At 37.5% G+C, this 22331-nt stretch carries 16 protein-coding genes, 2 pseudogenes and 2 riboswitches; of the genes and pseudogenes, 17 read left to right on the forward strand and 1 reads right to left on the reverse strand.

Going from position 1 to position 22331, the window contains the following annotated elements:
- The 5 genes and pseudogenes from NX902_RS02450 (at nt 1) to NX902_RS02470 (ending at nt 5715) form a co-directional block, all read left to right on the forward strand.
- Nucleotides 1-972, forward strand: coding sequence for a mannose/fructose/sorbose PTS transporter subunit IIA (locus NX902_RS02450; protein ID WP_095332948.1), 972 nt, complete (start codon nt 1-3; stop codon nt 970-972).
- A gap of 34 nt (nt 973-1006) precedes the next feature.
- Nucleotides 1007-1813, forward strand: coding sequence for a PTS mannose/fructose/sorbose transporter subunit IIC (locus NX902_RS02455; RefSeq protein ID WP_047943343.1), 807 nt, complete (start codon nt 1007-1009; stop codon nt 1811-1813).
- A gap of 17 nt (nt 1814-1830) precedes the next feature.
- Nucleotides 1831-2742 (forward strand): PTS system mannose/fructose/sorbose family transporter subunit IID, encoded by a 912-nt coding sequence (locus NX902_RS02460; RefSeq protein ID WP_047943344.1) that lies wholly within the window; start codon nt 1831-1833, stop codon nt 2740-2742.
- A 123-nt stretch (nt 2743-2865) separates the two neighbouring features.
- Nucleotides 2866-3882: an oxidoreductase gene (locus NX902_RS02465; protein ID WP_095332950.1), complete on the forward strand. Its 1017-nt coding sequence runs from the start codon at nt 2866-2868 to the stop codon at nt 3880-3882.
- A gap of 159 nt (nt 3883-4041) precedes the next feature.
- Nucleotides 4042-5715 (forward strand): annotated as a pseudogene (locus NX902_RS02470) (ribonuclease J).
- A 104-nt stretch (nt 5716-5819) separates the two neighbouring features.
- Here the strand turns inward: NX902_RS02470 and NX902_RS02475 are convergent.
- Nucleotides 5820-7091, reverse strand: a complete 1272-nt coding sequence (locus NX902_RS02475) for an FAD-binding protein (RefSeq protein WP_163187744.1) — start codon at nt 7089-7091, stop codon at nt 5820-5822.
- A gap of 215 nt (nt 7092-7306) precedes the next feature.
- Nucleotides 7307-7393, forward strand: a riboswitch (cyclic di-GMP riboswitch).
- A 130-nt stretch (nt 7394-7523) separates the two neighbouring features.
- Between NX902_RS02475 and NX902_RS02480 the strand changes: the two genes are divergently transcribed.
- From NX902_RS02480 to NX902_RS02535, 12 genes and pseudogenes are all read left to right on the forward strand, one after another.
- Nucleotides 7524-7892: a hypothetical protein gene (locus NX902_RS02480; RefSeq protein WP_047943348.1), complete on the forward strand. Its 369-nt coding sequence runs from the start codon at nt 7524-7526 to the stop codon at nt 7890-7892.
- Between the two features lie 56 nt (nt 7893-7948).
- Entirely contained in the window at nt 7949-8659 is a 711-nt protein-coding gene (locus NX902_RS02485) for a hypothetical protein (RefSeq protein WP_235850340.1), read from the forward strand.
- 47 nt (nt 8660-8706) lie between these two features.
- A complete protein-coding gene (locus NX902_RS02490; protein WP_341160530.1) occupies nt 8707-9894 on the forward strand; it encodes a methyl-accepting chemotaxis protein in 1188 nt (395 codons plus the stop codon).
- A gap of 93 nt (nt 9895-9987) precedes the next feature.
- Nucleotides 9988-10073: riboswitch (cyclic di-GMP riboswitch) on the forward strand.
- Between the two features lie 126 nt (nt 10074-10199).
- On the forward strand, nt 10200-11567 hold the full coding sequence (locus NX902_RS02495; protein WP_163187746.1) for a sodium-dependent transporter: 1368 nt from the start codon (nt 10200-10202) through the stop codon (nt 11565-11567).
- A 39-nt stretch (nt 11568-11606) separates the two neighbouring features.
- Nucleotides 11607-13256, forward strand: a complete 1650-nt coding sequence (locus NX902_RS02500) for a pyridoxal phosphate-dependent decarboxylase family protein (protein WP_163187748.1) — start codon at nt 11607-11609, stop codon at nt 13254-13256.
- A gap of 292 nt (nt 13257-13548) precedes the next feature.
- Nucleotides 13549-15143 (forward strand): annotated as a pseudogene (gene dcuS, locus NX902_RS02505) (DcuS/MalK family sensor histidine kinase).
- Nucleotide 15144: 1 nt separating this feature from the next.
- Nucleotides 15145-15852 carry a response regulator gene (locus NX902_RS02510; protein WP_095332964.1) on the forward strand — a complete coding sequence of 236 codons (708 nt, stop codon included), beginning with the start codon at nt 15145-15147 and terminating at the stop codon, nt 15850-15852.
- A gap of 193 nt (nt 15853-16045) precedes the next feature.
- A complete protein-coding gene (locus NX902_RS02515) occupies nt 16046-17014 on the forward strand; it encodes a 2-keto-3-deoxygluconate permease (RefSeq protein ID WP_095332966.1) in 969 nt (322 codons plus the stop codon).
- A gap of 147 nt (nt 17015-17161) precedes the next feature.
- Entirely contained in the window at nt 17162-18865 is a 1704-nt protein-coding gene (locus NX902_RS02520; protein WP_095332967.1) for an NAD-dependent malic enzyme, read from the forward strand.
- 841 nt (nt 18866-19706) lie between these two features.
- Nucleotides 19707-20489, forward strand: coding sequence for a sugar phosphate isomerase/epimerase family protein (locus NX902_RS02525; protein ID WP_123258814.1), 783 nt, complete (start codon nt 19707-19709; stop codon nt 20487-20489).
- Complete coding sequence (gene surE / locus NX902_RS02530) at nt 20486-21295, forward strand: 5'/3'-nucleotidase SurE (RefSeq protein WP_095332973.1); 810 nt, start codon at nt 20486-20488, stop codon at nt 21293-21295. Before NX902_RS02525 ends, surE begins: the two co-directional genes overlap by 4 nt.
- The gene (locus NX902_RS02535; RefSeq protein ID WP_095332975.1) at nt 21288-22328 is read left to right on the forward strand and encodes an ABC transporter substrate-binding protein; all 1041 of its coding nucleotides are present in this window, start codon (nt 21288-21290) and stop codon (nt 22326-22328) included. The genes surE and NX902_RS02535 overlap by 8 nt, the downstream gene beginning before the upstream one ends.
- The last annotated feature ends 3 nt before the right edge of the window (nt 22329-22331 follow it).

The following is a 22331-nucleotide window of genomic DNA, read 5'->3' on the forward strand; positions in this document are numbered from 1 at the left end:
ATGGTAGGAATTATCATTGCTAGTCATGGTGAATTTGCCAGTGGTATCTTGCAATCTGGAGCAATGATCTTCGGAGAGCAAGAAAATGTAAAAGCTGTTACATTGATGCCAAGCGAAGGACCTGCAGATGTAAAGGCAAAAATGCAAGAAGCGATCGCCTCTTTCGATAACCAAGACGAAGTACTATTCTTAGTTGATCTTTGGGGTGGAACTCCTTTCAACCAAGCCAATAGCTTGTTTGAAGAACATAATGAAAAATGGGCAATTGTTGCTGGTATGAACTTACCAATGTTGATTGAAGCTTATGCATCACGCTTTACAATGAACACTGCACATGAAATTGCCGCACATATTTTAGGAACAGCTAAAGAAGGAGTTAAAGTAAGACCTGAAGCTTTAGAACCAGCAGAAACAGCTGCTAATACGACTGCTCAGCCAGCAAGTGCAGGTGCTCCTGGAAAATTTGAATATGTGTTAGCACGTATTGATTCTCGTTTACTTCATGGACAAGTAGCAACTGCTTGGACAAAAACGACACAGCCTACCCGTATTATTGTTGTCTCTGATGAAGTAGCGAAGGATGAACTTCGTAAGAAATTAATCCAACAGGCTGCTCCTCCAGGAGTAAAAGCACATGTTGTTCCAGTGAAAAAAATGATCGAACTTGCAAAAGATGATCAACATTTTGGTGGTCAACGCGCTTTACTACTATTTGAAAATCCACAAGATGCTCTTAGAGCAGTTGAGGGTGGTGTTCCATTAAAGACAATCAACGTAGGTTCTATGGCACACTCACCTGGTAAAGTTCAGCCGAATAAGGTGTTAGCTTTTAACCAAGACGATATTGATGCATTTGCGAAGTTAAAAGAAGCTGGTTTAAGCTTTGATGTACGTAAAGTTCCGAATGATTCAAAAGGTAATATGGATGAAATAATCAAGAAAGCACAAGATGAATTAAATAGACGAAAATAATCCGAATATCAAAGAAAAAGGAGGATTAATAAACATGGATTTAAATATGATTCAAATATTATTAGTCATTATTGTAGCGTTTTTAGCTGGTGTTGAAGGAATCCTGGATGAATTCCACTTTCACCAACCAATCATTGCCTGTACGTTAATCGGCTTAGTTACAGGAGAATTAGTACCATGTCTTATCTTAGGTGGTACCCTTCAAATGATCGCTTTAGGTTGGGCGAACATCGGGGCTGCAGTAGCACCGGATGCTGCACTAGCATCAGTTGCATCTGCCATTATTTTAGTTTTAAGTGGTCAAGGAGATGCCGGTGTATCTTCTGCTATTGCGATTGCAGTTCCACTTGCAGTTGCTGGTTTATTATTAACTATCATCGTTCGTACAATTGCAACAGGATTGGTGCATTTGATGGATGCGGCGGCGAAAGAAGGAAACATTAAAAAAGTTGAACTATGGCATATTTTTGCGATTATCTTACAAGGATTACGTATTGCTATTCCAGCTGCATTAATTATCGCTATTGGGGCAGGTCCTGTGAGTGACTTACTTACAGCAATGCCAGATTGGTTGACAAACGGTTTAGCAATCGGTGGGGGAATGGTTGTAGCTGTTGGTTACGCAATGGTTATTAACATGATGGCTACAAAAGAAGTATGGCCATTCTTTGCGATTGGTTTCGTATTAGCGACTGTTTCACAAATTACACTTATTGGTCTTGGGGCTATCGGTGTGGCTCTTGCTCTTATCTATCTTGCGCTTTCTAACAAAGGCGGTTCTGGTAATGGCGGAAATGGGAACACTGGTGATCCACTAGGCGATATTATCGATAATTACTAAGAAGGAGGGGACAGAAAATGGAAAAAGCATTTAAATTATCAAAAAAAGATCGTATTTCGGTTTGGTGGCGTTCCACGTTTATTCAAGGTTCTTGGAACTATGAACGTATGCAAAACGGTGGTTGGGCATTTGCCATGATTCCTGCTATAAAAAGATTATATAAATCAAAAGAAGATCGTGCGGAAGCACTAAAACGTCACTTAGAGTTCTTTAATACACATCCTTATGTGGCTTCACCTATTCTTGGTGTAACATTAGCACTTGAAGAAGAGCGTGCTAATGGAGCACCAGTGGATGATAAAGCAATTCAAGGGGTTAAAGTCGGAATGATGGGACCATTAGCTGGTATTGGAGATCCAGTTTTCTGGTTTACAGTGAAGCCAATCCTTGGTGCTTTGGCTGCTTCTCTTGCTTTAACTGGTAATATTCTTGGACCAATTATTTACTTCTTTGCTTGGAACCTTATCCGCATGGGATTCACTTGGTATACACAAGAAGTTGGCTACAAAGCTGGTTCAAAAATTACGGATGACTTATCTGGTGGGTTGCTACAAAACATTACAAAAGGGGCATCGATTCTCGGGATGTTTATCCTCGGTGCACTCGTAAACCGGTGGGTATCGGTCAAATTTACCCCTGTTGTATCGTCAGTAGAGCTTGATGAAGGTGCTTATATTGATTGGGATAAATTACCTGCTGGAGCAGAGGGGATTAAGACCGCCTTGGAACAGCAAGCTGCTGGTCTTTCATTAGATCCAATAAAAGTAACTACATTACAAAGCAACTTAGATAGCTTAATTCCTGGTTTAGCTGGATTATTGTTAACACTTCTTTGTATGTGGCTGCTTAGAAAGAAAGTTTCTCCAATCGTTATGATTCTTGGCTTATTCGTGGTAGGTATTGTATTCCACCTAATTCACTTAATGTAAGTAAGACAATATAAAAGAGAAAAGCACCTCCTAGTATGATTTTTTTAGGAGGTGCTTTTCACATGACAAATAGGAAGAAAAATGGGATAAATAGTATAATAAATAAATTTTTAGGAGGCTGCTATGCTTACTATTGGTTATATTGGAAATGGGAAAAGCACAAACAGATATCATCTGCCGTTTGTATTACAAAGAGAGAATATCAAGGTAAAAACAATTTACCAAAGAAATCCAAAGCGTGAAAGCTGGGATCGAATTGCAGGAGTCAATTATACATCTGATTTAAATGAATTATTAAATGATAAAGACATTCAATTAATTGTTATTTGCACAAGACATGACAGTCATTTTGAATACACTAAATTAGCACTAGAACATAATAAACACTGTTTAGTTGAAAAACCTTTTATGGAAACTGCCGAACAGGCCAGAGAAATATTTGCATTGGCGAAAGAGAAGAATTTAATTGTGCAGGCGTATCAAAATAGACGTTTTGACAGTGATTTTCTGACTGTGCAAAAGGTCATTGAAGAAGGAAAACTAGGGGATTTGCTGGAAGTGGAAATGCACTACGATTATTACCGTCCGGAAGTGCCAGAATCTGCACAGACCTTTAATCCTGCGGAGTCATTTTTATATGGACATGGCTGCCATACGCTTGATCAAGTCATCAGCTATTTTGGCAAACCTGATCATATTCATTATGATGTAAGGCAATTATTAGGACAAGGAAGAATGAATGATTATTTTGATTTAGATTTATATTATGGGAAGATGAAAGTGTCTGTAAAGTCTAGTTATTTTAGATTGAAAGAAAGACCTAGCTTTGTCGTTCATGGAAAAAAGGGATGTTTTGTGAAAGAAACAAAAGATCGTCAAGAGGAACATTTAAAATTATTTTACATGCCGGATAATAAAGATTTCGGGATAGATACGATAAAACATTATGGAGTATTAACCTACATTGATGATGAAGGGACAATCCATGAAGAAACAGTGAAATCGGTAAACGGCGATTATGGAAGAGTGTATGATGATTTATACAAAGCGATTATAAATGGGGAAGATAAGACCATAACAGACGAACAAACGTTATGGCAAATGGAAGTATTAGAAACTGGCATAAAAAACTTAAAATAGTGAATTTTGGATTAAGACCCCTTATTGGGGTTTTTTCTTTTTCTGCAGGAGCCTTTTCTTTAAAGTTTCTTAAGCAATAGATGTGTTTCTCTTCTTTTTGCATGAAAGCTAAATAAAAAAGAAATAATAACAATATTTAGTGTGCTAAGGAGGAGAATAATGAAAGTGGATGAGAATGCTTTGTCGTTTTTTGCATTAGGCGGAATAAATGAAATCGGAAAAAATATGTATGTCGTTCAATATGAGGATGAAATTTTTGTTATTGATTGTGGAGGAAAATTTCCTGATGAAAGCTTATTGGGTATTGATTTAATAATTCCAGATATAACCTATTTGGAGGAGAATCAGGATAAAATTAAAGCTTTAATCGTTACCCATGGTCATGAAGACCATATTGGTGGAATCCCCTATATTCTAAGGAAATTAAGCATTCCTATTTATGCTACAAGATTTACCTTAGGTTTAATAGAGCTTAAAATCAATGAGCATAAGCTAAACGGAGAGACAAAATTAATAACTATTGATTCTAGCTCCAAGCTAGAGTTTGGAGAAGTGCAAGTTTCCTTTTTTAAGGTAAGTCACAGTATCCCAGACTGTCTTGGAGTTGTTTTCCACACCCCAGAAGGAAATATTGTTCACACAGGTGACTTTAAATTTGATTTAACCCCGGCGAATAACCAATATGCTGATATACATAAAATGGCGGAAATCGGGCAGCAGGGAGTTTTAGCATTAATATCAGAGAGCACAAATGCAGAACGAAAGGGGTTAACTCCTTCTGAACAAATGGTTGGTTCTCATTTAGATGAAGCCTTTATGAAAGCAGATGGGAAAATTTTCATTTCGACATTTGCTTCGAATGTTAATAGAATACAACAAGTAGTAGAGTCTGCTATAAAAACGAATCGTAAATTAGCATTGCTTGGCCGCAGTATGGTAAATGTGGTGAACGTTGCTATAGAACGTGGCTATCTTCATATGCCGGAGGGAATGTTAATTGATGTCAGTCAAGTAGACCAACTGCCAGCAGAGAAAGTTGCCATTCTCTGTACAGGTAGTCAAGGAGAACCAATGGCTGCTTTGTCACGTTTAGCAAGTGGGAACTTTCGCGATGTTACAATATATCCGGGGGATACTGTTATTCTAGCAGCATCTCCAATCCCTGGAAATGAAAAAGACGTCTCTAAAATCATAGATAATTTATTATAACTTGGGGCAAAAGTAATTTATGGTTCTGGCAGTACAACCGGTATGCACGTTTCTGGTCATGGCTATCAAGAAGATCTAAAGTTAATGTTAACCTTAATGAAACCAACCTACTTCATTCCCATTCATGGAGAATCTCGTATGCTCTACCATCATCGAATATTAGCAGAATCAGTGGGAGTGGAAAAAGAAAATACTTTTATTATTAAAAATGGAGAAGTTGTCGATATCAAAAATGGAGTAGCCCGTCAAACACGCTTTGTCCCAGCAGGAGACACATATGTAGATGGGATGGGTGTTGGGGATGTTGGCGATATTGTGTTAAGAGATCGAAAGCAGCTATCGGAAGATGGGATGCTTGTTGTTATTATTACCATCAGCAAGGGCGACAGGAAGATTATTTCTGGCCCAGATACGATTACGAGGGGATTTGTTTATGCCCGTAACTCTGATGAATTACTGAAGGAAGTAAACCGTTTGGTCAAAAAGACTGTCAATGACTTGCAATCAGAGAATATTCATAAATGGAATGTAATGAAACAAAATATTAAAAAATCGGTTGGCCAGTATTTATTTAATCAAACAAAGAGAAAGCCAATGATTCTTCCGATTATTATTGAGATTTAGCATGAAAAATTTGATATTTTCTAAAAAGCAATGGGAGCAATAGATTAAGCACCCATTTCTTTTTAGTTTAGAAGCAACCTAGCGGGATTTTATTGTAAACGGATTCAGTTATGTTCGTTAAAAATATACTTATTCATAAAAGTATTGCGAAACTTACCTTGTGGGTCGTACTTAATAAGTAATTGCTGGAATGCGGGCATTTTTTCATATAGCGATTGTATTTTGGAAGGGGCGGTAGTAAATAGCTTCCCCCAATGTGGCTTTGCCTGAAAAGGCTCGAGCTTGGATTCGATTAACGGGAGTACTTGCTGAACTTCCTTCCACTTATCTTGCCAAGTAAAGTGAATAGCGATGGAATCCTGTTTATAGGATGGGCTTAACCACAGTTCGTCCTTCGCAATTGTCCGCACTTCCGAAATAAATAAAAGGGGTGCGATGTATTCACGTATTTCACTAAGGGCACAAAGAGCGTTATAAGCATGCTCTCGCGGGAATATATATTCACTTTGCAGCTCTTGTCCCTTACTTGGAGTGAAGTCCATCCGGAAGTGTGGCATGCGATCAAGCCAATCTCCTGGAACACCAAGCTGTGCCGTGCAATTAGTTGCAGCGACTCCTCGTACTGGATGAAGATTTTCTTTGGCTGCTTTTGCTCCGTAAAAGTCATCACCTAATGAAAAAGTCTGGTCATCTGTCAGCTTACTCTTTAACCACACTTGATTAAATGTTTCGTCCTGCCAATCTGTAAACAGACTGACACTATAAGCACTGGAAGAAATGGTGTCAAAATGATGAGCTGTTTGAGCAAATGGAAGATTTTCATAAACATCTTGCCGCATTAGATGACTTGGATGAATATCTAAGGTGAGTTTTGTAACAATACCAATTCCTCCTAATCCAACGACTGCACCATGTAATTCCTCTTCTGACTTTTCTCTTGAAAAAGTTATGATACAACCGTCCGCTGTAACGACTTCCATAGCGGAAACTGCAGCAGCTAAATTTTGATTGCTATTACCTGAACCATGAGTTGCTGTAGCACAAGCTCCAGCAATCGAAATGTGTGGAAGGGATGCAAGATTATGTAAGGCATAGCCATGCTGCTGAAGCACGTGGCAAAGATCTCCATACTTCATTCCTGCTTCTACCGTTACTGTTTTTTCTTCGCTATTAATAGCAATAACTTTATTCAGTTTTTGCAAAGAGACGATATTCTCCTCTGAATCAGCGATGCTATTAAATGAGTGACGAGTTCCAATTACACGAAGCTTTTTTAATTTTAAAACTAATTGTTGAATTTCCTCCACTGATTCTGGTTCGTGCCAGTTAGTTGCACTATATTGAAAATTCCCTGCCCAATTCCTTTTCAATCCCATAACGCCACTCCTTTATTGAGTTTATTATACAATTTAACTATATACGTAAAGAGAGAGAATTTTCAAATATTATCATTTGGAAAAAACAAGGTAATTAGACCTATTTTTTGTTTCTTTTATGTGAAGAAAAAATACTGGTATCGACAAAAAATGACAAGTTCCTTATAATGGAATAGTAATATGTATATATGCTATTAGTACTATTGTTTTCCTGAAATTGAAAAAGGCAAACTTATCGAAAGGTAAGGACGCAAAGCTACGAGTCTAAAATCCTTCTGGATAATGATAGTCGGGTTGCCAGGTATACTTTAAGCAATTATTTGGCTATCCCTATTTATGTATGTCTAGGATAGCTATTTATTTTTGCTTTGGACTTGTGGAGAACAATAAAAAACATAAACTATAGAAACTTAATAGAAAAGGAGATTTGAGATGATTGTTGTAGACAAAAAGAAGTATAAAATGGAAATAGATGAAAACTCAAAAGAAGTACGTGTCCAGGTACATGGATTGATGAGAGAGGAAGACGCAGAGGGGTATATGGTTGATTTACAGGATACGATAAGTAAAGTATCTAAAAAGGATTATACTTTTGTCGTGGATGGTACTCATCAAACGCCTGTTCCATCAAAGGTGGTACCTCAGTTAGAACAAACAATGCAATTTTACTCTAGCTTAGGTTTTAAGGATGTTCTTGTAATTAAACCTTCGTCAAAAATTGCCCAAGTGCAAATTAGAAACGCCCTAGAAAGAATTGATTTTGCAGGTACATTTATTGATCGTGCCTCTCATTCTAAGTAATGCCAGGTTTTAATAAAAAAGCTATTTTTTAATCCGATTTGAAAGGGAGTTATGAAGTGCAAAAGGTAGAAATGTCGTATAAATATGAAATTATAACAAAGGAACAAACGGATCTAATCGAAAAGGCTGCTGACTGTCTTGCAAGCTCATTTATTGGAGTGGATATTGCTGGGAAATGGGTTCAAGAGCCAATGGTTGGTCAGTTAAATATAGGCTATGAGGATTTCTATCAGTTCACGAAAGATTATATAGATGCTACTGTGGAGCAAGGATATTGTGCAGTTGCAATAGATAATAATCAAAAGGTTGTTGGTGTTCTTGCTGGAGATACCAATGCTCCAGAGATTATTGGAGAAGATGTATTTGAAGGCACCTTTTTAGATATGAATGTTATTCTGCATGTTCTTGAGGATGTAGATAAACGCTTTTTGGATGATTATAAGCAGCGCACTGGAAAAGAACTGCAGGATGGCGAGATACTTCATTTATTCATGTTAGGAGTAACTGCTGAACTTGAGCGTCACGAAATTATTAAGCAATTAGGAAATAAATTAATAACGAAAGCATCTGAACAGGGATTAAAGGCTGTTGTAGGAGAAGCAACAAATCCTAAGTCTATGCGTGTCATGGAAAAATATCATAATATGAAGAAATATAGAGATGTTAAAGGAAATTATATTGTTCATAAATATCAAGAAAATAGCAGATTAAAAGATATTCCTGCAACAATCGCTGACGGCACTTATATCATTATGAAAGAGTTTTAAAATTTCAGTATGTCTAAACAAATATATAAATAGGAGAGTTATTTATTATGGAGGCTATATTGCTAGGTATTATTGTTATCTTATTGGTTACCACCGTGTATTTTGCTTATCGATATTTTACATTGAAACATCATCCTTATATTAATAAAGAGATCATGAACGGGATGAAAGAAATAGCTGCAGGCAGTATGAGCAGCAAAGTAGAAGGTTCAAGTTCTTATCATGCTACCTTTAATCAATTAATTGAATTTTTAGAGCGTGTAAGGGGAAAGTTCTTTTCTTTTTCCAAAAATGTACATAAAAAGGGAGAAAGTTTAACTGAAATTGGTGAATACGCGATGGAAAAAGCGGACATTGTTAGAGCAGCAATTGACGAGGTTGGCAGAGGCTTACAGAAACAATTAGTCGCTACAGAGGAAAGCGCCCTTTCAATGGAAGAAATGGCTCAGGCGATTGAGGATTTATCCATAAGATCCAATCAAATTTCGGAACAGTCCAATACTACATTAGAATTAACGCAAGAGGGAGACGAAAAGTTAAAGGACTCTTTAGTGCAAATGGAGCAATTTAATCAAACAATTAATACAACTTTTCATGCCATCAATAATCTTGGAGAAAAATCTAAAGAAATTGGAACAATCGTAAAAGTAATTACAGGTATTTCCGAACAAATTAATTTATTGGCTTTAAACGCAGCGATAGAAGCAGCTCGGGCCGGTGAACACGGTAAGGGATTTGCTGTTGTAGCAGATGAAGTACGAAAATTGGCTGAACAGTCCCGTCAGTCCTCTTCAGAAGTATCGAATATTGTGAAAAATATTCAAGAAGAAACGAATATAGTTGTTAAATCAATGCAACAGGGCACAGAAGAATTTAAAGAGACAAATACTAACATCTTAGAGGTTGGAACAATGTTTGAACAGATTCTGTCGACGACAAAGGTTATTGCGGAAAATAATGAGAATTCCTCTGCAAGTACAGAAGAACTATCGTCTGCTTCTCAACAAATCATGGCGACAATTGTACAGATAGCTTCTATCTCACGAGAATCGGTTGAAATGTTTGAGGAATTAATCGAAATCAGCGATGATGAATTACAAACAATTCAAGGTCTAGTACAAGAAGCCGAAAATCTTTTAGAATTGAAAAATGATGTAGATAAACTATTATCCACGTGGAATCAAGCTTCAGAACAAAAATCACATGCTGAAGGTGATATTACTGTAGCGGTTTAAGTTAGAAAAAAGCTTCTCATCGGTATTCAAACTTGTGAGAAGCTTTTACTTTAATTCCACTTTTAACGTAAATAACAGTATTTTGTTATATTCCTTCGAAAATAGCAAACTCATTGAAAAATGAGGACGCAAAGCTGCGGGCCTAAAGAAGTATTTCCATGGTAGCCAGGGTTGCCAAAAGGGTTGGATATTTGCTTATAAAGCAATAGATTGCTTTTTTATGTCCTCCTTCGTGTGGACTTTTTTATTTGGATTTGAGTTTCTAGCAGAAGGGATTGTATGTTGCAACAGGAAAGGGAGTAATTATGTCACAACAAGAGCAATGGAGATCAAAAATAGGATTTGTTTTAGCAGCAGCCGGATCAGCGATAGGATTGGGGGCTATTTGGAAATTTCCTTACGTCGCTGGAACAGGGGGAGGAGGAGCCTTTCTCTTACTTTTTTTAGTATTTACTTTGGTGTTGGGTATGCCCTTATTATTAGGAGAGTTTATGATTGGGAGAATGGGGCAAAGTAATGCGATTCGAACATATGGCAAGCTAGCCTCTAATCCTAAGTGGAATTTTATTGGTAAACTCGGTGTGTTTACAAGCTTTTTACTTCTTTCGTTTTATAGCGTTGTAGGCGGCTGGATAATCCTATATATTGTAAAGGTTTTGAGCGGTGGTTTAGCTGGACTGAGTCAAGATCAATACGGAGAGCTGTTTGGCGAAATTATTTCCAACCCTTATTCCACTATATCGGCACAGCTTGTATTTATGCTAATCACGATTCTTGTTGTTGCCCAAGGTGTGCAAAAAGGAATTGAATTAGCAAGTAAAATTATGATGCCTGCATTAGTTATTTTATTTTTAATATTAGTGATTCGCTCTTTAAGTTTGGATGGAGCAATGGAGGGAGTAAAGTTCCTGCTTGTGCCAGATTTTTCGAAGCTGACATCTGAGAGTATTTTATTTGCATTAGGACAAGCGTTTTTTACCTTGTCATTAGGTGTTTCGGTTATGCTTACATATGCTTCCTATTTACCTAAGTCTCAAAATCTACCCCGTTCGGCCATTTCGATCATTATCTTGAATATCGTTATAGCTTTATTGGCGGGATTAGCTATTTTTCCAGGAGTTTTCTCCTTTGGTATGGAGCCAAATGCAGGACCTGTGTTAATATTCTCTGTTTTACCTGCAGTGTTTGCTCATATGCCCTTTGGTATGGTTTTTTTCTTGGCCTTTTTACTATTATTCTTATTTGCAGCTCTCACTTCCGCATTCTCAATGATTGAAATTATAGTTGCAGCAGTTACTAAAAATGATGCAGCTAAAAGGAAGAAAGCTACTTGGATAATTGGATTCCTTATTTTTATTGTTGGTATTCCATCTTGCCTATCGTATGGTGCTCTTTCCGAAATCTATCTATTCAATAAGACAATTTTTGATTTGATGGATTATCTGGTTAGTAACATCTTAATGCCTCTAGGTGCATTATTAATTGCTATTTTTGTTTCTCAAAAAGTTTCAAAGGCTGATTTATTTGCAGAATTAAAGCGAGGATCAAATGTAGGATATGTATTTTTTATGATTTGTTATGTTCTGTTGAAATACGTTGTTCCTATTGCCATTGTTATCGTTTTTTTAGACGCAGCAGGCTTATCAGATTGGATTATTACTTTGTTTAAATAAAAAATACTTCTAGGAAAAACGTCAAGGAGGTCAAATAAAATGAAGGAAATACAAGCATTGTTTCCTAGCATGGACGGAAATGACTTTCAACGAGAGGAATTACTGTCCTACTTTAAGACAATTTTAACAAAAATAGATGAATTAAAGGATCCTGACAAATTAACACTTGGAGAAATGCCAGAGTACACCGAGGATTATTATAATCGTGTGATTCAAAATGCGAATGTTCCTCAAGCAGGGGTGTCGATCGATGAAGTAATCAAAGAGCTTCTAAAATTGGTAGAAGGTCATCGCTATGTCAATCGTAATTATGTGGCCAATGCAGCACCTTTGCCGAATATTGCTAGTATCATAGGTAATTTAGTCATGGTGCTTGTAAATGGGAATAACCTTTGGGATGTAGAAGGCCCGGCCGCAGCTGCAGCTGAAGTGGAAATCACAAGTATGCTGTCTAAATTAATCGGATATGACGAAAATTTAAGTGCGGGCTATACAACATGGGGAGGGCAAGGAGCTGTTTTCAATTCTTTACGCATCGCTATTGCTCGTTATGCTCCTTCCTCTAACCAAATGGGCATTCCGAAAAATCTTTACTGCTTTTGTTCTGAGTTATCCCACTACAGCTTATATAAATCTGTAGAAGCAGCCGGAATTGGAGTAGAAAATATGGTTAGAGTTAAGGTGAACCAAGATCATTCTATGAATCTAGAAGACTTAAAGGAGAAAATAGAGCAAGTTATTGCAAAAGGTGGGGTGCCTCTTTATATTCTTGCAACAATGGGCACAACGGATACCTTTGGAATTGATGATATAGCAGGAATTAAGCAGCTAGCGGAGGAGCTAGAACGCAAGCATTGTCTAAGCCCGCTCTATATTCATGCAGACTCAGCGATGGGAGGAATGTACACCTTCTTTAATGACTATGATTTTGAGAGAAATGCCCTTCAATTGGAAGATGATGTTAAGGAAGTTTTGCAATCCTATCAACAGAAGTTTAAACAGATCAAGCATGCTGATAGTATGGTATTTGATTTCCATAAGCTAGGACAAACACCGTATATTACAAGTTTATTTTTGATTAAAAACAGAGAAAGCCTTAAGTATGTTGATTTAGACGAAGAGGAAACTCCTTATGTTGGCAATCGTGGTTACGGCAGCTACCATACAGGCTATACATTAGAATGTTCGCGAATGGGAAGTGCGTTAGCAATTTATGCATCGTTATTAGCATTTGGTGTGGAGGGATATCAAATGCTGCTAGCTAACTATATTCGTGTGAATAGTAAATTTAGAGAAACGCTGACAAAAGAAATCCCGAATGTTGCCATTACGAATGAGGTTTCACCGATTACCACTTTCCGTTTTTATCCAGAAGAGCCAAAATGGAAAGAAGAAAGGAACGGTCTTTTAACTGCTGAGGAAATGATTGAAATTAATCAATTTAATGATGCGTTTGCAGAAATAATCGGTGCTGAAAGAGATACGATTTTCTTTGGGAATACAAAAAAGCAGTGCCTAGTAAAAGCAGCAAATTCAAACAAGCAAATCCCTGTATATGCGCATAAATTTTTCAGCATTTCACCATACTCTACAGTAGAAGAGATTGACCGTTATGTGGCATTTTTAAAAGAACACTTATCATTTTTTATGAAAACAACATCAACTTATGACAGCATTTCCCTGCTATAAGGAAGGACTTTTTTTAATTACAAAAAAGCCCTATAGTTTATTTAAGTATATAATGAATTTAAAAAACTTTCTCTTTACAAGGGAAGGTTTTTTAGTTTTCATGACCTTATATATCAAGTGATAGACACTCTTTTATTAAATAGTAGTCTATATTATATGCTGATTATTTCTCCTTAATGCTGTTTTGCCATTTATGATAGAGAATGGAGTCTGTTTTTGTCTCTTTAGAATGAGCAGTTTTTTATTTAAGTACTACGATAACAATTAACCCTATAACCCCTTGGAGGAGAATATGAAAAAAGGCAAATTCAGTTTACAAGCTATCATTATTATTTTTGTATGTATTGTTGTTGCTTTCTCCCTTGGAATTACGGATTTGATTATCAGTAATAGCATTACCTCCAGCGTGGAAGAAACACAGAAAGAGAAGGCACTGGATGTTGCGAGGATGATGGCGATAACTCCGCAAGTAATAGGAGTTCTTGAAGGTCGAGAGAATAGGAAGATGTCCAAGTATTTGCCAATCAAATTAAAACCCAGACGAATGTGAACTTTGTTGTGGTGATGGATATGAACGGAAACCGTCTATCCCATCCGGAAGCTAGTAAAGTTGGAAAGCATTTTAGCGGAGGAGATGAAGGACCAGTGCTTAATGGAAAGGAGTATGTGTCCATTTCCAAAGGAACGCTCGGAAAATCGATGCGGGCATTTACGCCAATAAAAAACGCTGAGGAAGAGCAAATTGGTGCGGTGGCAGTAGGAATTTCTTTAAAGAGTGTAACAGAAGCTGTCCACAAAGGACGGATGGGGATTGGAATAGGGACTTTAATAGGAATTCTCATCGGCATAATAGGGGCTGTCGTGCTGGCGAGGTATTTCAAGAAAATTCTGTTAGGGCTTGAACCCTTTGCTATTGCTAAGCTTTTGGAAGAGCGTAGCTCGATGCTGCAGTCTGTACGTGAAGGAATTATAGCCATTGATCAGGAGGGAAAAATCACGCTTGTGAACAAAGCAGCTAGTAAGCTTTTTCAAAAAGCAGGCATTGGGGAGGATGCTATTGGAAGGAAGATTGAAGATTATTTACCAGAAACTCGGTTAACACGCATCATAAAATCTGGTGAAATGGATTTGGATCAAGAGCAGAACTTGCATGGGGTAACCATTTTGGTAAATAGAGTTCCTGTAGTGGTAGAAAATCAAGTAGTTGGGGCTATTGCCACATTCCGTGATAAAACAGAGGTTCAACAATTAGCTGAGCAGCTGACAGGGGTGCGCAATTATGCAGATGCGCTCCGTGCTCAGGCGCATGAGTTTATGAATAAACTCCATGTTATCCTTGGTTTAGTTCGTACGGAACAATATGAAACCCTTGCTAATTATGTAAGTGAAACGGTTAATCATCGGGAAACAGAGGTAGGCTTTGTTACGAAGAAGGTTCAAGATCCTGTACTTGCTGGATTTTTGATTGGTAAGCTAAGCTTTGCTAGAGAATCAGGCGTTTCCCTTTCCTTTGATTGTGAAAATATCCTTCCAAAACCAGCAGACCCGGAGATCACAAATGAACTAATTACGATTATCGGAAATATCTTTGATAATGCAATAGAGGCAATGGTAGACAGCATAAACAAAAAGATAGATCTCACCTTGGATTATGCAGAAGAAATTTTAACGATCGAAGTGAAAGATACTGGAATAGGAATGACAAATGCACTTCAAAATAAAGTGTTAGATAAAGGCTTCTCTACTAAAGGAAATAATCGAGGATTTGGATTGTACTTATTAGTAATGGCGATTGAAAGGTTGGAGGGGGAGCTTATTATTTCGTCCAAGCCTGGGAAGGGCACCACTTTTGCCGTATATATACCATATAAAGCAGAGGATGAATAAAATGATTAATGTGATGATTGTAGAAGATGATCCAATGGTAGCAGAAATTAATAAACGATATCTTTCTCAAATCAATGGGTTTCATTTAACTGCAACCGCCAATTCAGTAGATGATGCGATTACTTTATTAAAAAAAGAAAAAATAGAGCTTATCCTTTTAGATATTTTTATGCCTGGAAAGATTGGGCTGGAGCTATTAGCTTATCTTCGAAAAAATGATCTTGCTATTGATGTTATCGTGATTTCGGCTGCTTCCGATCTTGAGCGCATTAAGAAAGCTTTAAGACATGGTGTAGTCGATTATTTAATAAAGCCGTTTGAGTTTGAAAGATTTAACACAGCGCTGACAACTTATCTAGAGCAAGCTAGGATTACCAATAAGCAAGCTTCCATTAGTCAACAAGAGTTAGATACGCTTCTTTTACATAGGGAAGAATCTGTGACAGTGGAAGAATTGCCGAAGGGATTAACAAAGGATACGTTAAAACAAGTATGGGAAGCAGTTCAAAAATTAAAAGAGGAACCTTTCTCGACCGATGATGCTGCGAACTTAGTAGGTATATCAAGAGTATCTGCTAGAAAGTATTTAAATTTCTTAAAAGATTTAGGAATACTGGAAGTTAAGGTAATCTATGGCACGATTGGAAGACCTGTTTATCAACATGAATATAATCGCTTAAAAGAACACAGAATAAAAAACTTTTTGTAAGCAGCATGAAAGCTGCTTACTTTTTTTATTTACAAAAAGAATTATTAAACTTTCATAAACTATGAAAGCGTTTAACTGGAGAGTAAGATGAACTTGTAAAAAACAAAACGTTTTGGGCTTAACAATCTCAAACGTATTGATAGAGGCTCGAATGAAGTCAATAGGGAGTAAAAACTTTGTTAGGAGGATTAAAATGCATATTCCAATTAAGAAGACGCTTGATAAAATTCCAGGTGGTATGATGGTTGTACCGTTATTTTTAGGGGTATTAACGAACACATTTTTCCCGCAATTTTTAGAAATTGGTCATTTTACAACAGCTTTATTCAGCAAGGAAGCATCATCCACCATTCTTGCATTATTTATGTTTCTGATTGGTTCACAAATTAATTTCAAACTTGCCCCAAAGGCAATCAAAAAGGGTGCCATCTTACTAACAGGTAAATTTATAGTAGGTGCGGGGATAGGGATTGCAGTCGCCATGCTATTTGGACCTGCTGGAATATTAGGGTTATCGCCATTGGCAATTCTTGCAGCCCTATTAAATGCGAATGGAGGATTATATGCATCGCTTGCTTCTTCTTATGGTGATGAAACAGATGTAGGAGCATATGCATTATTTTCTTTAAAAGACGGACCATTTTTCACGCTAGTTGCACTAGGAGCATCCGGTCTTGCAGCCATTCCTTTTCAGGCACTTGTAGGTGTCTTAATCCCAATTTTGATTGGAATGATCTTGGGAAATATTGATCCAGACATGAGAAAGTTTCTTGGTAGCAGTAAATTATTATTAATTCCATTCTTTTCTTTCCCATTAGGAGCAGGAATGGATCTTAGAACCATTGTAGAAGCAGGAGGGCCAGGGTTATTACTAGGATTAATAGCTGCGTTTACAGGAATTGGAGCTTATCTTCTTTTGAAATTATTTAAAGAAAATCCAATTGTTGGCTTAGCAACAGGCTCTACTGCTGGGAATGCTGTCGCTACACCAGCTGTGGTTGCAGCCGCAGATCCGACCTTATCTTCAATAGCCCCAGCAGCTACTGCTCAAGTTGCAGCAGCATGTGTTGTATCTGCCATTATCTGTCCGATTATTGTTAGCTATGTATTTAAAAGGTCGCAAAGAAAGAAGACCAAAAAGTCGATGGCGAGTGCAGCATGACAGATAAAAACGAGTACTGCATTATTTAGTTACAAAATAATGAATTTAAGTTAAATAACCTAGTGAGAAAGTACAAACAGTAATAACATAGGAATAAAAAAAGCGATCTTTTAATCATATTTTAAATAGAAAGAAGGATTACCCACAATGACTGTGTCAGATAATGTAATTATCACAACGTTAAAAGGAAAAGAAATTCTCTCTAATCCCTTTTTAAATAAAGGAGTAGCTTTTACGAAAGAGGAAAGAGAAGACCTTGGTCTAGACGGTCTGTTACCGCCACAAGTACTTACGCTTGATGAACAAGTAAACAGAGTCTATGAGCAATATTTGATGAGGACCACTAATCTTTTCAAAAACGGCTTACTGAATGATTTATATAATCGCAATGTCGTTCTATATTACCGACTTTTAAAAGAACATCTTGCAGAAATGCTGCCAATCGTTTATACCCCGACTGTCGGTGATGCTATCCAGTCTTACTCTCATAGCTATCATCGTCCAGAAGGATTATATCTTTCCATTGATCATTTGGAAGGGGTGGAAAAGGCGTTTCGTAATCTAGGAAAAGCCAAAAATGATATAGATTTAATTGTTGTCACTGATTCGGAAAGTATCCTTGGAATTGGAGATCAAGGAGTAGGTGGTATTAATATTGCAATAGGAAAACTAGCGGTATATACAGCAGCTGCTGGTATTGATCCTAGCCGAGTTCTGCCGGTTGTACTAGATGTTGGTACAAATAATCAGTCTTTAATTGACGACCCTATTTATATTGGTAACAAGTTTGCCCGTGTTCGTGGGGAACGTTATGATCAATTCATTGATTTATTCATTGATACTGCAAGAAGGTTTTTCCCAGAAGTGCTTCTTCATTGGGAGGATCTTGGCAATGTGAACGCCCGCAATATTTTGGATAAATATGGGGACAAAATTCTTACCTTTAATGATGACATTCAAGGAACAGGTGCTGTAACGCTTGCAGCGATTATGTCTGCATTAAAAGTCACAGGTGGAGCATTGAAGGATCAGCGCATTGTTGTCTTTGGTCCGGGTGCTGCTGGAATCGGTAATGCGGACCAAATGGTTGATACAATGGCTCTAGAGGGACTTACTAAAGAAGAAGCCTATGACCGTTTCTTTGCAATTGACTATCGAGGATTACTGACAGATGAAACACCAGGTGTTTTGAAATTTCAAATGCCTTATGTAAGAAAAGCAGAAGAAGTTAAGCATTGGAATCGAAATGAAGATGGAATCATTTCCTTAATGGAAGTAGTTAAAAGGGTGAAGCCAACCATCTTAATTGGTACTTCTGGCCAAGCGGGTGCTTTTACGGAAGAAATCGTGAAAGAAATGGCAAAGCATGTTGAACGTCCTATTATTATGCCGATGTCCAATCCTACTAATCTGGCTGAGGCTATGCCGGAAAACTTGATTAAATGGACGGATGGAAAAGCATTAATTGCAACAGGAAGTCCGTTTGCTGATGTAGAATATAATGGTGTTTCCTATGAAATTGGGCAGTCGAATAATGCATTTGTCTTCCCAGGTTTGGGACTTGGTGCTATTGTTGCAAAAGCGCAAATTATTTCCAAAGGAATGTTTGCTGCAGCCGCTAATGCGGTCGCCGAAATGTGTGAAACGAACCAACCAGGGGCATCGTTACTTCCTTCGATTGAGAAATTACATGATGTCTCTATCTATGTGGCAGTGGAAGTCGCAAAAGCGGCTATAGAGGAAGGAATTGCAAGAGCCGAGATTACGGATGTAACAAAGGCTGTGGTCGATGCAGTTTGGCAGCCTGAATATAAGAAAATTAAAAGTGTTGGAATGTGGGCCAATGTTTAATGAAATTATAAATTAGAAAAAATGCCTCTACTCCTGGTAGAATCGGATTGTTCGATTAGCCAGTGGTGGTAGGCATTTTTATTTTACAAATTATAAGCCGTTTGTCGTTTTAAAATTCATGGGTTTCTTTCTTTTTCCTATATTGTATAACATCCGTAATTACCCATAGAGGGATAATAAGAACAACAAAAGCAATTTTCAACCAATAATCAACAAAACTAAAGAGAATAAAAAGTATAAATAGAACATAACAAACAAATTTCAAAACTAAATTTACTAATTCAGATTTAAACATCGTTATCAATACCATTCGCTATTTTTACTTTCCTATACGAATAATGAAATCAATAAGTTTTGTTAACCTCGAACAAAATCCACATTTACAAAGCACACTCCCTGATTTTATTTATTTTTAATATGGAAGATAACAGAAATAAAGGCAAAGGAAATGGAGAGACATCCTCTGTGCCCAAAAGGAAGAGAAGCAGAGGAAAAAGGGAATAGAGAAAAACAAACAAACTGGAGCAACTCCTATTCGGAGAGGCATTTTGTCTTTAGTATAATTTGCTTTTACTTAGCTGTTAGCAATCTTCCAAGGTCTTTTCAAACTAACTTAACTTTCTCCTTTTTAAATCGCCATGTATTTTAATCAAATGTAAATAATTTACGCTTCTTTTACAAAAGCTCGCTTTTTTCCTGTAAAATCAATCCCTTCAGCTTAAATAATCAGAATTTTATTTAATGATTTCTTTACACTACTCCCTAATGTAGCTTTATATTTATTTTCTAAAATTTAAATTAATAGAGAAATTAAAGTAATCAAAAGGAGTGAGGTACTTTTATGCATTTTGCGTCCACACTAGCTTGGGCTTATCCGGTAGATCAAGTGGTCCAGCTTGCTAAGCAGAGCGGGTTATCAGGATTAGAAATTTGGGCAGAACATGTATGGTTTCATGGTACAGATCCAAACAAAATTCGTGAAGCGAATCGGAATCAGTCTATCAACCTAACCATGCATGCGGCGAGTTGGGACTTAAATATTAGTTCTCTAGAAAAAGAAATAAGAGAAGGCTCTGTAAAGCAGATCCAGAATTCTATTAAGTTAGCAGATGAGATAGGGGCAGACTCGATAACGTTTCATCCGGGGAGGTTGACACTTCCGCAGATAAAACAGGAAATATATGAATCTTTCATGATGGAATCTATTTTGACATTAATCGAAACAGCAAAGCGGTACAAGAAAACCTTAAGCATAGAATTGATGGAGGTAAAGGCAAAGGAATTCGTGACAACTCCAGAAACAATGAATCGACTGATCGCGGGCTTCTTGCCGGAACTGAAAACAACCTTTGACGTTGCTCATATTTCAGAAGGAACTCCACAGCAAGCCTTTGCTCAGTTAATAAATGTGGACAAAATTCATATTAGTGACAATTCTCGGGGGCAGCTGCATGTTCCTCTTGGTACGGGTATTCTTGATAGAAATATGCTGAAAGAATTTATATCGATCAATGATCTTCCAGTTGTAGTAGAGGGCTTTGATGCATCAGAAAGCTTGAACTGGTGGAATCATAATCTTCATTATTTAAAAAGCCTGGCAATGATGAAGGAGGTACCACAATGAAAGTGCTCGTAACAAACGATGATGGTATTTTTGCTCCAGGTCTCCAGGCACTAGTTGAAGTGCTTCAGCATTTTGCAGATGTTTATGTGTCCTGCCCAGATCAGGAAAGAAGTGCTGTCAGTCATTCGATAACATTAAGAGTTCCTTTAAAAGCAAAACCACTCCCGCTTTTTCCTGGTGTAAAAGGCTGCTGGGCTGTTAATGGAACTCCGGCAGATTGCGTCAAGCTTGGAATAGAAGTGCTGATGAAAGAGCCGCCAGACTTTGTTATTTCAGGGATAAATCTTGGGCCAAATTTAGGGCGTGATCTTTATTACTCAGGCACCATGGCTGGAGCGGTGGAAGGGCTGCTTTATGGCATTCCAGCTGTAGCAGTATCGTTAAACGCTTTTTCTGATATAGATATCAATTATGAAAAAGTGAAAAAGCTGCTTTATCCTATTGTGGAAGTACTTCTGCAAAACAAGATTCCAAAGGGAGTCTTTCTGAATGTGAACTTACCATACCTCTCGAGGGAAGTTTATAAGGGAGTTCGTATTGTTCCTCTAGATATGGATGTTGCCAGGTATTCATATGTTGGACTGAATGATCCGCACGGACAAGTGTACTACTGGCTGAAGGATCAGCTTCATAATATGAAGGACCTTAAAGCAGATAGTGATTACACTTTGTTGAGAACAGGCTATGTGACCATATCGCCAATCGAGTTTAGAACATTTCATAGAAGAAAAAAAGAACAAATTGAACGTTGGTTTGCTCATTTAAATATTGCTAGTACAGATGAGGAGGAAATAGATTATGCGTAAGTGGATGCTTGTATTAATGTTTGGAATACTGATGGTTTTTACAGCAGGCTGTGGCAGTAAGGAAAGCAGTGAGCCCAGTAATGCCTCTAAAGATACAGGTTCATCAGAATCGAAGCTAGAGGGATCCCTTCATTTTTATACCTCACAGCCCGATGCAGATGCTGCTAAATTAGTAGAAGGATTTCAAGCTAAATATCCTGATGTAAAGGTAGAAACATTCCGTTCAGGAACAGAGGAAGTCATTTCAAAAATTAAAGCGGAAAAAATGGCTGGCAAGATTCAAGCAGATGTTCTATTGGTAGCAGATGCAGTAACATTTGAAAGTTTAAAAGAAGAGGATATGCTCAAAGCATATGAATCAAAAGAAGCTGCTGAAATTCCTGCTGAGCTTGTTGATCCAGATCATACTTACTATGGAACGAAGGTCATGGCAACTGGATTAGTTGTAAACACGCAAAAAGTAAAAAAATTGCCAACAAGCTGGAATGTCCTTACTTCTAAAGAAGCAAAAGGGAAAATTATTATGCCAAGTCCATTATATTCCGGTGCTGCTGCCTATAATTTAGGAGTGTTTACTCGCCAAGATAAATTAGGATGGGACTTTTACAAAAATATTGCTGCAAATGATGTAACGGTTACAAAAGGGAATGGCGATGTACTTAAAGGTGTTGCTGGTGGAGAAAAAGACTATGGGATGGTTGTAGATTATCTAGTTACACGCGCGAAAGCAGAAGGATCTCCAGTGGAGCTAATTTATCCTGAAGAAGGGGTGCCTGTTATCACTGAACCAATAGGAATTATGAAGGACGCAGACAATGTAGATGCAGCACAAGCCTTTGTTGATTTCGTTCTATCCGAGGAAGGACAAAAGCTTGCTGCCGAGCTTGGATATACACCAATTCGCAAAGGGGTTGAAGCTCCTGAGGGACTTAAAACGATAGATGAAATGAAAGTCCTTTCTACTGATGTGCAAGAATTATATCGTGCCAGAGACGGTGATAAGAAGGAATTTGAAACGGTAATCAGTGAATAGAAC

The sequence above is a fragment of the Niallia sp. FSL W8-0954 genome, from assembly GCF_038005605.1.
In the GTDB taxonomy this organism is placed as follows: domain Bacteria; phylum Bacillota; class Bacilli; order Bacillales; family Cytobacillaceae; genus Niallia; species Niallia circulans_A.